Consider the following 16,222-nt stretch of genomic DNA (forward strand, 5'->3'; position numbering starts at 1 on the left):
ATGAAAGCTTTAAATCACAAAGAAAGGAGAAAACAAATACTTAAGTTTTTTGCATCATTCTCTTTAACAGCAGTAGTCGTATTCTTTTGTTTATATGTCACTTTAATTATAGCAGAAAAAGGGGTTGTTTTAATTGAGAGTAAACAATCTCATTACAATGAAGTTTTTAAAAAACAAGCTATGTTAAATTTTAAAATGGAAGAGCTTTTTAAAAACCTATATAGTTTAAAAAATAAAAGAAGGAATATTGGAGAGTATAGGCAAATGCAGAAGATTATAACTAACACCAGAGTAGAAATAAGACAAAGTATAGATAGTACAAAAAAAGAAAACAACTATTACAAAATTTACGGTGAGTTTTTGTCTGAAATAAGGAATATACAATCACTTCTTGAAAATTATAACAAAGAAGTTAATACAAGAGAAGCCAATAAAGAACAATTAGAAAAGTGCAGAGAGAAATATAAAGATTTAAATAAAAATTTAAATAAAGAGTAAGCTATGGATAAACATGAGATTTTTTGGGAAAAAATAAGGTTTTCTCTTTTGTTTATAATAATTTCTACAGTAGTGTTTATAATACTAACTAAATTTATATTTAAAGTGCCTGTAGTAGAAAGTAAAGAGCTGCTAAATAGTATTGACGCTTCAGAAGAAATTTTTGATATTCAGGAAGAATACACAAAAAAAATAAAAAATACACATAAAAAAATTCAAGAAATACCTTTTGATGTTATTCAAATTCAGGTATTAGACGAGTTAGATAAGGAAATTCAACAATACAAAAAAATTTATAGAGATAACGATATGAATAATAGATATATATTCGGAGTTCAATCATCAAAAACGCTTAAAATGTTTTTCGATTTGAGTGAAGAATACAATGCTTTAAAAAGGAATAATAAAGTTCTGAAAGAAAATCTAGAAGAATGTAAAGCTAATATTTAAATAAAAGAATATGTCTAATAAATTTAAATTATCAGCTTTAATTTTTATAGCTTTATTAGTATTAATACTGGCCATATTTGCACCTTATAAATCAAGACTCAGTAATTTAGATTTTTACGTATCTGAATCTAATAGTAACTACCAGTTTGAAGTTGGTGAAAAACTGTTTTTCCTTTTAAATGATACGAGTTTAGTTGAAGGAAGAAAAGTGGTGTGGCATATGGGAAATGGAGATTCTATAGTAAAACCAGGAAATATCGATTATAAATACCGTAAAGAAGGTAAGTATTTAGTATCAATAAAAATAAACGATAAGTTTACTGTTTCAAAACAAATAGGTATAGTTTCTTTACCAAAACTATCACCTAGAGACTCTTTGGTAACATTGCATGGCGTAGATGAAGGTTATGTAGGAGAAGAATTAGTGTTTTTTACCGAGGGAAAAGGAATAAATACCTGGTATTGGGAGTTTGGAGAAACAGGTACAGTTGATGCTTATGAAGAACAAGTAATTTACAGATATAGTAAACCAGGAGACTACAGGGTAAAACTTCAAACAAATACATTAAAATACCCAATATTTCATAATATAAAGATTTTACCAAGATTTGAAAAAGTTGAGGAATTAGAAAAAGTAGACTCTTTAGGGGTTGTGCAAAATGATATTAGAAAAAGACTTCAAGCAATAGCAGATAGCAAGGTTACAGATAGAGGAACTTTTTATAAAAACTTAAATTATATAAAAAATAACTATACATGTAATCAAGCAGAAGACATACTTGTAATTGTTAATGGAGGAAGGTATAATGACTTTTTTAGTTACTGCCAAGGTTTACACTATTTAGAAAATAAGAAAAGAAGCAAAATAATTATAAATAAAGTTGAAATAGATACAATTAAATGTTTCAAAAGATTAAATGTAACACAAAGTTTACTAAGATAATAATGCAAAAAAAAATAACACTTTTTATTTTTTTGCTGTTGCTATATTCCTTCCCTATTGTATCACAAACTATAGGGAAATATGAGAAAGTAAAAGAAGTAAAAACTGATAGGTTTAACTATCTAAAAAAAGCAAAAACGAAGCACGATGCTTCGTTAAAAATGGTCTTTTCAGATAGAGAGGAAAACTCTTTTTATAAAGGACCATATGTGCAAGAAAAGTTTAAGAAAAAAGGATTACTTACTCCGTTGTATGTAATTGATGAAAAAGAAAATTCGTATGAAGTAGTAGTAGCCAACCCAGATCAAATAGGAAAGCCCAAAGGATTGTTTTCTATGTTCTATGGAGATAAGTTTAACTTTAAAGATTCAGAGCAAGTAGAATATTTAGGATGGATTCCTGCAAGTAATGTAATAGAGTATAATCATTCGTTTTTAGAAACATGTAATAATAAACCTATAAAATATAAGGTAGGAACAGATAAAACGTTACGACTTTTTGATTTGAAACCACATATGGAAGTAGACTCTGTAAATGTGTTTAAAGATCCCTTTTTTAGAACAAAGTCAAACAAAAAGTTAGTGTCTAATCAAATTGTATACCCTTATAAGTATGATGAAAAAGGGAAAGCAGTATTTGTGTCAGATAAACCCGTTTTAAAAGACTCTATTTCTCAAACAGTAGGTTGGATACCATCAAACTTAATTACACGTATTGGACAAAGTCAAGTATATGTTATAAATGACACTGATAGTTTATTGGCAGTTAGTAATAAAGATACAATTCAACTTACAGGTGAAGATGTATTGTCTAAATACTTATATACAGGATATAAAAACTTAAAAACAGATGTTACTAAAGACTTGATAGCTCCAGTACATGTTTGGAATCATGATAAAAATAAACTTATTAATGTAAAAGGAAATAGCTTTTATACAAAAGAAATAAAATTTATGAAAGAGGAGTCGAAGGTAGTAAACTTCCATTTTATTTCTAAAAATGAGGAAAGCGAACATCTAAAAAAAATATTGAACTCATTACAAAGTTTATACATAACCTTATTTCAAGAACCTACTGAAGCTCAATACAGTTTTTCTGCAATTTTAGTCGATAGAAAAGGAACAGCAATATTAGAAAAAACAAGCTCTTTTTCAGAGTGGATTAGCTTTGTTGAATCTTTTATAGAAAGTAATCAAAACAATTTAGCTGTAGAATACGTTGAAAAAACAATGTCTATTCCCAAAGCAGTAAATTATGTAATAGATAATTTTTCAGATGAAAATAAGCGTTTTGAAAACAATTTCTTCATCATTGCTTCAAGCAAAGAAAACACGAATGATATTAAAAGGCAAAAAGATACTTTTTTTGAAAAAATAGCTAAAAAATCACCTAAAATTATTTTTGCACAATTAGACAATAATCAAAGTGTAAGATCTCAGAATTATATATTAGGAAGCAAAGAGTTTTTGTATAAAACAGGGAAATATTATAATGAATTTATCAAGAATTTTATTGTGGATAATGAAATTATAGTAGAAAACAATATCCTAAAAAAGATACCTGCTGATGAAGATAATATTTATGTGTACGATGCTCCAGATAATAGCCTTTTTAATGGAGGCGTTATTTTTCCAAGAATAGAAAGTTCATTAACTCCTCTATCTTTAGAAAAAGCGATAGATACTGTTTTAAAAAGATCTACATTAACAAATAATAAGCTTATATCCTCGTTAAATTACTTTAATAAAAAACTAGGAGTTTTAAGAAGTGAACCAAGCACAACGATAAAAACAAGATATAAAGAGTTAAATACAGACAGCTTACGTCTTTTTCAATTAAGCAGAAACAATTTACATGAAGTATTGTACCAAAAAGTATCATTACTTAACGATAGTATAATAAAAAAAGGCTATGTCTTAGATAAAGATGAAATTATAGAATTAATAGAAAATTATCGCAGCACATTTCCTCAAATGGCAAAACCCATTACAAGAAAAAAGCGAAGAGTAATAAAACGATTGTACCAAAAACAAATAAAAATATTAAACAAAGCTGCCTATAGATATGTTTTAAGTAGAAAAGCAACAATAGCAGATTTATTTTACTTTAAATCAGGAATTCCTTTAAATCATAAAGGATATTACTGTTTAGGAATATATAAATTGCCAAGAAAAAGAGTAGGAAAAAATGGTTTTGAAAAGTTTTATTTTCAACAATATGAAAAAATAGATAAATTAGAAGAATTATTTTTAAAAAATAAGTTGCAAAAAGTAGAAGAAGGTTATAGAAGTGAAGTGTACTTCATACCTTTAGAACTATTGCCCTAGTTAATAGTTAGGAAGAACCCGAAAATTGCCTAAAAATGAATGTTAAAGCAAAGCTATTTGTATGTGGAGAAGAACGAGAACTTTTCAATACAAATTTAAATTACAATCGACTTATTGATTGGAACGGAAAACCTACCTCTGCCTTAATGGGAGGAACCATCTCGGTTACATTTGAATCGCAAATGTATGATGATAGTTTTTTAGAGTGGATAATCGCAGACAGAACCGAAAACAAAAAAATACCATATCCTTTTGACTTATATCAGTTAAGAGACGGTAAAATTGTTTTTTATCAAGATGATTATGACGGATTAGAAATTTTTGAATACAACTTTCAAGATGGTACACTCATCAATTACCATGAAAAGTTTTGTAATCAGTCAGGTATGCAGGTAACTCTGACCATATCTCCAGCAATGCAAGACTACCGATTTTTTAACAACTCTAGCTGGAGTAAAAAAAGTACCACACGCTATATAAAACACTGGCAAGAAAGTTTTATACCAATAAAAGAAGCTACACCATATAAAGCTAAAGAAGATACAACACCAAGAATTATAAGAAAAGAGTGGAGAAATCAAGAAGGAGAGTCTATCAAAGAAGCAGAAGTAAATAGTAATTCTGTATTGTATATAAAGGTGATTAATATAGACGAAGGGGAAGAGGTGAAAATAATTTTAGAAGATTCAGATGATAACTCAGCTAGTAATGTTGAACTAAAAGGAATTGTTAATGAAAAAGGGGAAGTAATGTTAAAATAATAAATTATGAAAAAAGAAAAAACTCAAAAGTCAAGAATATATATTCCCAAAGTTTACTACAGAGGAGAATTATTAAACCATAAAGAAACACCTTTAACAGTAAAAGAAACAGAACTTTGTCCTTACTGTAAAGAGGAAATAACTTTTGAACAAGTTAAACATGTGGTTCCTGAGGCGGAAAAGGAAATTACCGAAAAAATACTAGTTTATCTTAACAAGTATAGAAAAGATTATAAATTAGATACCTGTCTTAGAAAAGCTCATTTTATTGCTCAATTAGGAGCTGAAATGAAGTTTTGGAAAAAGTATTTTAAGGAAAGCCCAAATTATAATTATATAGGAATTTTGAGCCTTTCGGTAACTGCGAAAAAAAGATTTGGATCTGAAACTATAGATGATACTATTCTTAATTCTATTGAAAATAAATTAAATGATATTTTTAAGATTACAGATAATAAAAACAAAATCTTACCTAAAACTAATTCCGAAATAAAGAAAATAATTAATGATAATAAAAGTGAACTTAAAATAAAAATAAGCAAACTATATGCTAGTACTAAGAGTTTGAAGAAAGAAGAGAATATATTTATAAAAAAAGATAAAAATAAAGATGGAAAAGAAGTTGTTAAGTTCAATATCATTTTAAAGAAACATAAGGCTTTTGGTAAGGAACTTTTATCTAGAGCTTATGCAGACAGAAATGGCAATGGTAATGAGTTGTCTAGAGAAGGTTTTATGTTTTGTGGACGTGGGGTAAAACAAATTACAGGAAAAACCAATTATATTTCTTTTTCCAATTTTAGAAAAAAGAATCCTTTTCCTGATGACCCCAAAGGTTATATTGATTTTACCAAAGTCACAGATACTATAAATCATAAAGGAAACTTTGATCTAATATCAGATACCAGTAATGTTATTTATGCTGTTCAGTCGGCTTTATGGTTTTGGATAGAAGGTAATGGAGCTATTTATAAATATGCTGAGAAGGATGATATAGAAAGTGTCTCTAGAAGAATTAATGGAGGGACTAATGGATTAGACAATAGAAGAGATAAAACTTTTAAAGCCAGAGCAGAAAAAGGATTTAAAGTATATAAGCATTATGAAGAGAAGCATAAAAAAGGTAGTAAAGAAGAAAAAGAATCAATAGAGAATCAATTAGTAAACATATCTAAAGATACGAGTATTAAACAAACAAAATATGATCATAAAAAAAAGAAAAACGTAAAAATATATGTCAATCTAAAAGACATAGAGGCAGAGAAATTATTAAAAAAACTGAAAGAGGTAAAACCAGTTAATAGTATAAAGCCTAGAGGACTTCAACTCAAAATAAAATCAGATTTAAAATTAATTCCTATAAGAAATGAATAAAATAATTAGAATATTAATTTTAAGTATTTTATTATTTGAATGTTTATCATGCAAAAGTCAAGATAAAATTTATGATAATACAAACAATTCAATTGAAATAATTAGGGATTCTATCTTTTGTAATGGAAAAATAGTTAATAAATATTCTGTGCCATTTTTTAATTTTATAAATGATGAATCAAGCGATATAGTTAATGATTCTATCTCAAAAATGTTAAATCAATATGTTTTTTCTGGTGAAAATGAAAATTTCATATTAAACAATGGATTGAAAATAGGATTAAAAAAATTTGTACAATATTCTACTGATAACTGTTGTGGTACTAAATGTTATTCATTTAATAATTCTGAATCTGAAGTTTATTTTTATAATAATAAAATAGTGAGCTTTGGTATATTGATAGAAACTTATACCGCCTATAATCAGGTTTTTTCATATTTTTATAATTATGATATTGAAAATTTAGTTTTTTTAAAATCAGAAACTATTTTTATTAAAGATATAGAGTTTTTAAAGTTCTTAGAAAGAAAAGTAAACTCTGTTAATTCTGAAGAATTAGAAATAGATTATTTTCCTGAAACTTGGTTTTTAGATAAACGAGGTAGTAAAAAAGGAATGTATTTTATTAACTCTAGTCCTAATTTATTTTATGAAATTTTTATTCCACTTGAAGAATTAAAATCATATTTGAGAGAAGATTTTAAAAGGAAAATAGATATTGAATAATGTTTATTTTAAGAAGAACATATATTTTAATATTATTGATGGTCTTTCAATCTTGTAAAAGTCAAAAAAAAATCATCAAAGATGATTTAATTTTAAACATTAAAGACTCTATTGTTTGTAATAATAAAATAGAAAGAAAGTATAATTTACCCTATGTTAAGTTAGGTGATAAAATTTCTTCTAAGAAGATAAATGATAGAATTTTAATAGATGTTAAAGCTAATATTGATTGGTTTGATACATTCAATAAAGAGAAGAGTCTACAAGAAAACTTAAACTTATTTATTTTAACTAATGAAGAGAAATGTAATGAATACTCTTTAGCTCCTTTTGTTGCTTCTTATTATGAAATAGGTGAAGCTAGCAAAAATATAATTTCTTTAAAGTTGTTTTTTGAGATATATTCAGGTTAACTTAGAGTTGAAGAATATTATTATAATTTTTTCTTGGACTCAGGCTTAGAGATTACTTCAAAAGATATTTTCAAGAGTCAGTCAAAAGAACTTTTAAACTATTTAAATAATAAAATAGAATCTGAGTTAAATGATTTTTTTGAAGAAGAAATGACTGAAAACGAAAAACAATTGATTGTAAAGAAAAGCTTATTAACTAATTTACCACAACGTTTTTTTTAACAAATGAAAATGGAAAAGGATTAGATATTTTGATCGATAGCAGTTGGGCTAACCTAAATTTTAGTTCAGTATTTAATGTGTTTTTTTCTTTTGAAGAACTTAAACCTTTTTTAAAGGAAGATTTTAAAATGAAAGTAGGTGTTGAATAATGCTTATTTTAAGAAGAACATATATTTTAACAATTTTTTTAATTGTTTTTCAATCTTGTAAAAGCCAAACTGTCCTAACTAAAGAATTAGAAGTACTTACATTAAAAGATTCTATTAAGTGTGATAAATCTTTTAATTTCTCTTTAAAGTATAATCTACCTTATTTAATTGATAAAAATAAGTTAAAGGAACAGAAAATTAATAATGAAATACTAAATGAATTAGATGCGGATGGTATTCTATACTTTATAGAGGATGATACAAAGTTCATATCGATAAAAGATAAGTTAAAACTATTCCGAAAAAAAATAAAAAAGAATTGTGAAAATGAATTAGATTTTTTTTCTGATGAAATAGAAATTAATTGGAAAAAAAGTTTTATAGAAGACTCATTATTAGGTGTAAAAACAACATGTACATCAATATCTTCTGCTGGTTATAATTTTTCTATATCTTATATAAATATTGATTTAAAGCAAATGAAAATATTAAGTTTTAAAGATGTTTTTTTAAAGGATAATAACTTATTTTTAAGTTTTTTAAGTCAAAAAATTAAAAAAGAAATGATGATAGATGTAGAAGAAGATGAAGCGTTAAAAAGCTTAGAAAGAAAAGAAAAATTAAGGCTTATTGAAAGAAAAGGGGCAATAAAAAATATGACAAATTTTTATGTTACCAAGAACAATGAAAATACTGTTTATGTTGTCTTTTTAATAAAAAAAGATTGGGGTGCAAAACATGACACAAATTTAAATGTGATAATACCCATAAACGAGCTTACTCCATACTTAACAGAAAGCTTTAAAAAGATTGTTAGGTTAAAATAATTTTAATAACAGCTCTAATTAGTATAAATCAGAGTACCCACGCTATATAAAACACTGGCAAGAAAGTTTTATACCAATAAAAGAAGCTGCACCATACAAAGCTAAAGAAGATACAACACCGCGCTTTACTTGTTACTATACCGACCTTGAAGGTAATAAACAAGCAGAACCACATACAGGAGAAGAAGTGTACTTAGTATTGAAAACAGAAAATGCTATAGGACAAACAATAGATATTGATTTAAGTAACCACACCAAAGATTTTGTATATAATGACAAGGTTATAGAAAACGATATTATAAAAGATTTTAAGGTAACTAGTAGTGAACATAAATTGAAGTTACGTGTAGTTGTTCAACAAGAAGGAGAAAGAGAAACAATACAAAATTAATTAGCTATGGCAACATTAACTGTAAAACCAAGTAATGCTCTGAAAATTAAAACCCAACGAGTAAAAAAAGCTTATTTGGCAAAAAAAGAGATCAAAGGTACTGAGAAAACAGGAGAAACTGAAAGTTATACTTTCAAAGGGAGCAATAATACAAGTACAAAAGCTCGTAAGGAAAAGATAGCAACAATTATTTATAAAAACATTAAAGGAGGTTTACAAAAAAAGCAACAGCAAACAACAGTTGCTCACATAGTAGAGGTACTTAAAAAAGACTCATATACAAAAAGAGATTGTATTGATATTCCTTTAATTCTGCCAAAAATAGAGCTTACAAAACTAGCTAATGCTAATTTAGGAGATGAGGTGTATATGGTAGTTGAAACCGAAAATATGGCTAATAAACGCATAAAGTTAAGTTTAAAACAAGCCGAAAAAAAATGTTTAGTAGAAAAAGATAGTTCTATTGTTTTACAACAGGATGGTAAAAAACTAGTGTTGTAGAAACGTATGTAAGCAGATTTGTAGAGCAAAATAAAAAGAACATATCAAATGCCGAAGATTTTAGAAACTTCGCGATAGACGCAGTTACACTATCACCTAAGGATGAGAAAGATCAGAAAAAATACAGAGAAGCTCTAAATAAAACAACAGATAAAAAAACGAAGCTGTTTATGGTTGTAGATGCAGAGCCTGAAAATCAAAATTGGTTTGAAGTAAAATACGAAGAGTTTTTTGATAACCGTTCAAACTTTTGGTATTATGGAGATGATAATTGGTTTGAGTTTAGAGATAGTAAAAGAATTAATGAGTATCATATTTATTATGATGGTAAAATAGAAAAAATCATTTATGATGAAAATAATTCTCAGAATAAATACAAGTATATATATCATGATTCTTCAAACAAAAAGCATGAAATTTGTGAGGCAAAAAGTAATGTTACAAAGGAAAAGAAAAATGGAGTGGTTTATAAAACTAAACCGACTCATTCAAAAATAGAATTTAATAAAAAAGTAAGTGAAGGAAGTACAGAAAGAAGGATTAAATATGTTAATGGAGATGTAGCTGAATATGGTAAACATCCTACTAAAGGAAAGATATGGCGACTATATAAAGCAACTAGTAAAGATGTAGAGCTAGTTAGGATGCCAGACTCATTATCATACAAAAAGGATGGAGTTTCCATAGAATATAAATTTTCTAGTACTAAAGAAGATACACTGGGCCAGGTTGTTTGGCTGGTTTTATAGGAGCTCTGGCAGATTTAGAAATAAAAATTACTACGACGGGAAGTTGTTTTTCAGAAGGTTCGTGTTTTCCAAGCGCAGAGCATGTCAATGGTAAAAGTGTTGATACAATTTATAAGTGGGTAAAAAAGACCGATCAAAAAATAGTTGATGCTATGAATAAATTTCATTTTACTAAAATTTTAGTAGGAAATAAAAAATATTTTTCAGGATTTAAGAAGAGTGAAGACGGTGGTAGTCTCCATAATTCTCATTTACATTCTGGAAACTTTGATAAAAGTAAAATTATTAAAAAGTAGATAATGAACAGTTTAAAAATAGGAACCATTACATTTATAGTATTTATTCTAGCGTGTAAAAAAATAGTCCCTGAAAAAAGTAATCAAAAAGAGGAAAATAGTATTGTTTTAATAAGCAAAGATTTTCAGGAAGGAGATTCATTAATTTCTAACCTAAAGTTTATTAAAAGTATTGAAGATAGTTGTATTAGGACTGAAGGAGTTCTAGAAGATAATAGAGAACAAAGAGAAGATTTTAATAGTAGATGTAGGTTTTACAAAATAACACATGATTATAGTGTTTTAAAAGGAGTTGAGGAAAAAGAACAATTTTTTAAAAGAAATAAGATTATATACTCTTTAGATTTAGCTAATAAAAAATCAGACGCAGACGATTACAAGTTTGTAAGTTTATGTTCAGAAAAAGATGGAGAAAATATTGATTCTTTAATTGTTTATAGTTATGAAAATTATATTGAAGCCTTGGTAACTAAAGGAGCTTATTTCTATGTGAAAAATGATAGGGTATTTGTGTATAAATTTAATGAAGATGAAGAAGGGATTCATAGCGATGAATGGAATGAATATAGAATTAATAAAGGGAAGTTTGAGTTAATAAAAAGAAGTCTTTTTAATTAACAAAGTTTAACTTATGTCAAAATATAAGTTTATAACGCTTTTTATAGTAACACTACATTTTTTTATTAATTGTAAATTAGGAAGAGGAACAAACTTAAAGTCATCTGATAGTATAAATGCTATTGTTGAAAATGACTCTATAATAAATATAGATAAAAAGAAAGTTTCAGAAGAATGTATAAAAAAAGCAGAGAGAATAAGGATGTCTGAAAACCTTGAGCCTAATGGAGGAGGAGATTTAGAGAAAGGAGATCAAACTATTTTTGTCGAAGTTTTAGAAGAAATGGAAACAGGAGATAAAAATATTGAGTATACAATTAGTTCTGATAATAAAGATATAAGAGAGTCGAATTCATATTCTTTTTATCTAGATACTCTGGATAATGCTTTTTTAATAATTAATACTATTACTAATTATAATATCAAAGATGAGTCTGAGGTAACTTTAATTAAAGACACTATTTTTTTAAAAGAAAATAAAATTCTTTTTATAAAAGATAGGCATTTATCTAAAGGTGAGTTGTTGGTCAAGCAAGAAGAAATTGATGTAATCAGGAGAGAAATAAATAAGATACTGAAAAATTAACAATGTACTTTAAACAAACATTAACTGTTTTATTTGTTTTTTCTACTGTTTTAATTCAATGTAAGGTAGAAGGGAATAAAAGTTTAGATGCAATTTCTATTAAAAAGTTACCTTATACGTATTCTTATAATTATAAGAATGATTTTTTATTTGCTCTTATAGATAGCCTAAAACAGAAAAATGAAATAAAAGAGAAATCTGAGTTGAATTTTTTATTCTCGGATAAAACTGAGTTTAAATTAAAAGAGGATTTATACGCTAAAGAGGAAGATAGTTATCCTTATAAAGGAAAAGGATATTTTTATAAGAGGTTTCCAGATAAAAATAAGTATAAAGTACTTTTCTTTATTTATTCAAATAAAGAACAAGATTATTATTTACCATATTTTGAGTTACAGACTATAGATAATAATAACAAAACTGTTGATAAACTTATAGTTGTGGGAGGAAGGAATTATGAATGTGGATGGGATAGAAGCTTTGAAATTGATAAAGATTATACAATTACAACCATTGATAAACAATCTTGTTACGATATAGAAGAAGAAAAAGAAATTGAAAAAGTAACATATATAAATAAGTATAAAATAGATACCCAAGGTTATTTTAATAAAATAAAAAAATAAGATTATTTATAGCTAAAACATAAGAAGTTCCGATTTATAATTATGTGTTAAATATAAATTTTCAAGAAATAGAAGATTTTCAAATCAATACATTTTTTATAACTAAAAAAGAATTGAGTGAACTAGAAACTCGTGACTGTGAAGGTTTTGAAGGGTAAATAAAACTATTTTCTAATAGCTTTTGTAAAAATGATAAGGCATACTTAGAAGAAAGTAATGATAACTCTGTAAAAGTGTATTATGATGGAACAAAAATTACCTCTGGATATTAAAAAAACCTGAGGTAACAATACTGCAAGATTAGTTTTTGCTGAGGTGAACCATTGTAATTAGTTGCTAAACTTTAATCTCTTTACTTCTTACATAAGTATATTATTAGTAATTACTGTCAGTCAATATAAAAAACTTACTACTTTTGCTTAACTGCTAAAAAAGAAAGGATAAATCTAACATTCTTATATTTTGAAGAAGAAAAAAGAACTACTATAAAATTACAATATGGTAGTAACCAAATTAAAATTTAATATAACTCTTTCTTCATTATAATTATAAACGTGTTAGTAGCAGTTTTTCAATTAAATTTACATGTATGATTTTTAAACTGATATTTAGAAAAAAATTAAAAGAATTAAAAAAGAAAGAACAAGGAATAGAGCTAGAAAGAAACCGTTTAAAAAAAGTTAAGTATTTATTAGATGAACGAGTAGGTGAAGAAGTAAAATGTGTAATAGAAACAACTAATAAAGGTGTAGAAGTGTTAGTAGCAATAAACTCTAAAGAAAACGAAATAGAAGTTTTTGATATTGATACTATGAACACGCCTCCAGTTAAAGAATCTGGGTTATGGGTGAAGATGTGGGACAAAATGAGAAGTAAAGAAGTTTTTTTACAAGATAGAAATGGAAAAAACAAGGGCTTCGAAGAAGTTGCAATGATGCATTTATTTAACTTGATTGATAAAGCCACAAAAGAAAAAGTTAGTTGGAAAGTAAAAGATATTAAAGATTATAATGATAAAGATGAACTCATTACTTTATATGAAAATATGGGGTTTAAAATAAAACACTTTTCAAAAGCCCAATAACTTTAAAGAGCGTAAAGTCAATTTAATCAGTAGTAGTCTTTGTTTAGCTAAGATTGTTAAGATTTCTTGAGAAAATACTTTAAGAAAAGTAACAATTTATTTACATAAAAATTTGGTAGTAAGAAAACTATAGTATAAATTTACACCACACAAGGCAATATTTGTTATCTTCTTTCTTCTTTTAGAATGGCGCCAAAAATAAAAAAAGAGAAGGTTTTATATTGTTTAAAGCTTTCTCTTTTTTTATTGAGAAAGCTCTAAAAAGTATTTTAAAATTAATTATTAAACCCAAAAAAAGAAACTATGGGATCATTTAGAGCAAGTTTCGAATTCGCAGGAAAAGAATTCGACGTATTAGAAGCTGAGTACAGCTTAAACAGAAACACAGACACAAAAGGTAAGCCATCTTCAAGTGTAAACGGAGGAAGAGTTACTTTAACTATTGAATCTACATCAGATACTTCTGTTATCGAGGCAATGGTAAATAGCCAGTTTAAGTCTGTAGATGGAAAAATTGTTTTCAAGAAAACAGATGAAGATTCAAAAATGAAAGAAGTAGAATTTAAAAACGCTTACATCGTTTACTTCAAAGAAGAATTAGATGTAAACAACGAAATTCCAATGAAATTAACAGTTACTTTCTCAGCTGAAGAATTATTAATTGGTAACGCAAACTTAGATAACCGTTGGCCAGTAGCTTAATGAGAAGGACTAAATAACATTTAGTTTTATATAATTTATTTATTAAAGACCTTCTCTTTATTACAAAGGAAGGTCTTTTTTTGTTTAAAAAATAGCATTGAAAATTATTCTAACAAAGAAAAAATACCCCCATGCATAAGATAAAAGAAGAAGCATTAGATAAACAAATTACTATAGATGGTAATTTTGTAAAGAGCTATAAAACAATTACAATAAACCAATTCTTATACCAGCACCATACTTTTGAAGTCGTGGTAGACATAGAAACTGTAGAAGAAGCAGGAAGTTATACCTTGGAAAAATCAAAAGAATGGTTAGGAAAACAATTAACAACTAACGTTTCTGGTAAAGCATTTATAGGTGTTGTGTTAGATGTGTCAATGCGCCATAATGAAATAGGTTTACACGGTGAATTAATACTTAAAGGATTATCTCAAACAGTTTTACTAGAAAATGGAAAACAACAGAAATCTTGGCTAGAAAAAGATTTGGCAAGTATTATTTCAGAGATCATGGATACTACCGCTATAAAAAACAAGATTAATCCAGCATACACTTCAGTAATTCCTTACCAATGCCAATACGCAGAGAGCGATTATAAGTACCTACAAAGATTAGCATATCAGTATAATGAATGGTTTTATTTTGATGGAGTAGACGTTATTTTTGGAAAGCCAGAATCACAAGGTCAAAAACCAATAGAGCTAGAATATAGTAAAGACTTAAAAGAGCTACAAATAAAAACGAAAACGTATAATCCTACTTTAGCAACTTATAGTTACGATTCATTAAATGATCAGTTTTTTGAAGGAGATTTAAAAGTAACTAACGAAGGATTAAACGATTTAGCAAATACAGCACTTAAAGCATCAGAACAAGTTTATAAAGAAGTAAAAGACTTTGGTGTAAGTGATGTGTTTTTACAAGACAAATCATCATTAGATGAGTATTTACAAAAACGATTACAAGGGTTAAGTGCAGGAGGTAATGTGCTTAAAGCAAGTGGAGGAGCGAAAGGACTAAGTTTAGGAAGCGTAATTAAAGTAAGTGCAGCAAAGTATGACGAAGGAAAATATACTGTAAAACAGTATGGAGAATATATTATAACACAAATAAGCCACTTTGCAGATGTAGGAGGAGCATATTCTAATACTTTTGAGGCAATTCCAGCAAACACAAAAAGCTTACCATTAAACGAAAACATAGCACCAGCTGTAGCTAATAATCAAGTAGCGAAGGTAGTAAGTAATAAAGACCCAGAAAGTAAAGGGCGTGTACAAGTTCAGTTTTACTGGCAAGAAGCTATTGGAGCAAAAACAGATTTTATTCGTGTAATGACCCCAGATGCAGGGAGCAGTGATCTTACTAAAACTAATAGAGGTTTTGTTTTCATACCAGAAGTAGGAGACCAAGTAATGGTAGGTTTTGAGCATAACGACCCTAACCGTCCCTTTGTAATGGGAAGTATGTTTACAGGTAAAAATGGAGCAGGTGGAGATGAAGAAAATGTAAGAAAGAGTATTATTACGCGAGGTGGACACACTATTGAGTTAGATGACACAAAAGATAAAGAGAAAATAACCATAAAAGACAAAGACGGAAGTATCATAACCTTTGATACTAAAGAAAAATCATTGTTTGTTCAGTCTGCTGAAACTATGGAGTTTTCTGCAAAAAATGTAAAAATAATTGCTGAAGAAAATATCGAACTACAAGCAAAAGGAGAAATAAAAACAGCATCAGAAAAAGACACTTCAATTTTATCTCAAGGAGAAATTAAAGCTCAGGCAGATAAAGACGCTAGTATTACAAGTAGTGCAAATGTAGTCATTGAAGCAAGTAGTAAAGCTACTATTAAAGGGCAAAACACAACTATTGAAGGTCAAGCGGCAGCCGAGTTAAAAGGACAACAAACAAAAGTACAAGGGCAAATGACTGTTGTACAAGGGGCAAGCGGTAAGTTTGATATAATGTAATC

At 27.3% G+C, this 16,222-nt stretch carries 20 protein-coding genes; all 20 read left to right on the forward strand.

Going from position 1 to position 16,222, the window contains the following annotated elements:
* Positions 1–498, forward strand: a complete 498-nt coding sequence (tssO, locus tag MHM83_RS05605; protein ID WP_047790414.1) for a type VI secretion system TssO — start codon at positions 1–3, stop codon at positions 496–498.
* A 3-nt stretch (positions 499–501) separates the two neighbouring features.
* Positions 502–948 (forward strand): type VI secretion system TssO, encoded by a 447-nt coding sequence (tssO, locus tag MHM83_RS05610; protein ID WP_047790415.1) that lies wholly within the window; start codon positions 502–504, stop codon positions 946–948.
* A gap of 10 nt (positions 949–958) precedes the next feature.
* Positions 959–1,891 carry a PKD domain-containing protein gene (locus MHM83_RS05615; protein WP_047790416.1) on the forward strand — a complete coding sequence of 311 codons (933 nt, stop codon included), beginning with the start codon at positions 959–961 and terminating at the stop codon, positions 1,889–1,891.
* 2 nt (positions 1,892–1,893) lie between these two features.
* Positions 1,894–4,218, forward strand: coding sequence for a type VI secretion system protein TssR domain-containing protein (tssR, locus tag MHM83_RS05620; protein ID WP_159615063.1), 2,325 nt, complete (start codon positions 1,894–1,896; stop codon positions 4,216–4,218).
* 35 nt (positions 4,219–4,253) lie between these two features.
* Positions 4,254–4,979, forward strand: a complete 726-nt coding sequence (gene tssD / locus MHM83_RS05625) for a type VI secretion system tube protein TssD (protein ID WP_159615062.1) — start codon at positions 4,254–4,256, stop codon at positions 4,977–4,979.
* Positions 4,980–4,985: 6 nt separating this feature from the next.
* Positions 4,986–6,353, forward strand: a complete 1,368-nt coding sequence (locus MHM83_RS05630) for a glycoside hydrolase family 19 protein (protein ID WP_239178730.1) — start codon at positions 4,986–4,988, stop codon at positions 6,351–6,353.
* Positions 6,346–7,080, forward strand: coding sequence for a hypothetical protein (locus MHM83_RS05635; RefSeq protein ID WP_239178732.1), 735 nt, complete (start codon positions 6,346–6,348; stop codon positions 7,078–7,080). The genes MHM83_RS05630 and MHM83_RS05635 overlap by 8 nt, the downstream gene beginning before the upstream one ends.
* Positions 7,080–7,493 carry a hypothetical protein gene (locus MHM83_RS05640; RefSeq protein ID WP_239178733.1) on the forward strand — a complete coding sequence of 138 codons (414 nt, stop codon included), beginning with the start codon at positions 7,080–7,082 and terminating at the stop codon, positions 7,491–7,493. The genes MHM83_RS05635 and MHM83_RS05640 overlap by 1 nt, the downstream gene beginning before the upstream one ends.
* 33 nt (positions 7,494–7,526) lie before the next feature.
* Positions 7,527–7,715: a hypothetical protein gene (locus tag MHM83_RS05645; protein ID WP_239178734.1), complete on the forward strand. Its 189-nt coding sequence runs from the start codon at positions 7,527–7,529 to the stop codon at positions 7,713–7,715.
* 148 nt (positions 7,716–7,863) lie between these two features.
* The gene (locus MHM83_RS05650) at positions 7,864–8,691 is read left to right on the forward strand and encodes a hypothetical protein (RefSeq protein ID WP_239178735.1); all 828 of its coding nucleotides are present in this window, start codon (positions 7,864–7,866) and stop codon (positions 8,689–8,691) included.
* Positions 8,692–8,878: 187 nt separating this feature from the next.
* Positions 8,879–9,082 carry a hypothetical protein gene (locus MHM83_RS05655; protein WP_239178736.1) on the forward strand — a complete coding sequence of 68 codons (204 nt, stop codon included), beginning with the start codon at positions 8,879–8,881 and terminating at the stop codon, positions 9,080–9,082.
* A 6-nt stretch (positions 9,083–9,088) separates the two neighbouring features.
* Positions 9,089–9,583 carry a hypothetical protein gene (locus MHM83_RS05660; protein ID WP_159617036.1) on the forward strand — a complete coding sequence of 165 codons (495 nt, stop codon included), beginning with the start codon at positions 9,089–9,091 and terminating at the stop codon, positions 9,581–9,583.
* Between the two features lie 170 nt (positions 9,584–9,753).
* A complete protein-coding gene (locus MHM83_RS05665; protein ID WP_239178737.1) occupies positions 9,754–10,332 on the forward strand; it encodes a hypothetical protein in 579 nt (192 codons plus the stop codon).
* Complete coding sequence (locus MHM83_RS05670) at positions 10,317–10,628, forward strand: hypothetical protein (RefSeq protein ID WP_239178738.1); 312 nt, start codon at positions 10,317–10,319, stop codon at positions 10,626–10,628. Before MHM83_RS05665 ends, MHM83_RS05670 begins: the two co-directional genes overlap by 16 nt.
* A gap of 3 nt (positions 10,629–10,631) precedes the next feature.
* On the forward strand, positions 10,632–11,246 hold the full coding sequence (locus MHM83_RS05675) for a hypothetical protein (protein WP_239178739.1): 615 nt from the start codon (positions 10,632–10,634) through the stop codon (positions 11,244–11,246).
* Positions 11,247–11,259: 13 nt separating this feature from the next.
* Positions 11,260–11,832, forward strand: coding sequence for a hypothetical protein (locus MHM83_RS05680; protein ID WP_239178740.1), 573 nt, complete (start codon positions 11,260–11,262; stop codon positions 11,830–11,832).
* 2 nt (positions 11,833–11,834) lie between these two features.
* Positions 11,835–12,458, forward strand: a complete 624-nt coding sequence (locus MHM83_RS05685; RefSeq protein ID WP_159617048.1) for a hypothetical protein — start codon at positions 11,835–11,837, stop codon at positions 12,456–12,458.
* A 589-nt stretch (positions 12,459–13,047) separates the two neighbouring features.
* Positions 13,048–13,542, forward strand: a complete 495-nt coding sequence (locus MHM83_RS05690; protein ID WP_239178742.1) for a hypothetical protein — start codon at positions 13,048–13,050, stop codon at positions 13,540–13,542.
* A 303-nt stretch (positions 13,543–13,845) separates the two neighbouring features.
* A complete protein-coding gene (gene tssD / locus MHM83_RS05695; RefSeq protein ID WP_073184365.1) occupies positions 13,846–14,244 on the forward strand; it encodes a type VI secretion system tube protein TssD in 399 nt (132 codons plus the stop codon).
* A 131-nt stretch (positions 14,245–14,375) separates the two neighbouring features.
* Positions 14,376–16,220 (forward strand): type VI secretion system Vgr family protein, encoded by a 1,845-nt coding sequence (locus MHM83_RS05700; protein ID WP_239178744.1) that lies wholly within the window; start codon positions 14,376–14,378, stop codon positions 16,218–16,220.
* Positions 16,221–16,222: the final 2 nt, after the last annotated feature.

Origin of the sequence: Tenacibaculum sp. Mcav3-52 (assembly GCF_022347665.1) — a bacterium.
GTDB lineage: Bacteria > Bacteroidota > Bacteroidia > Flavobacteriales > Flavobacteriaceae > Polaribacter > Polaribacter mesophilus.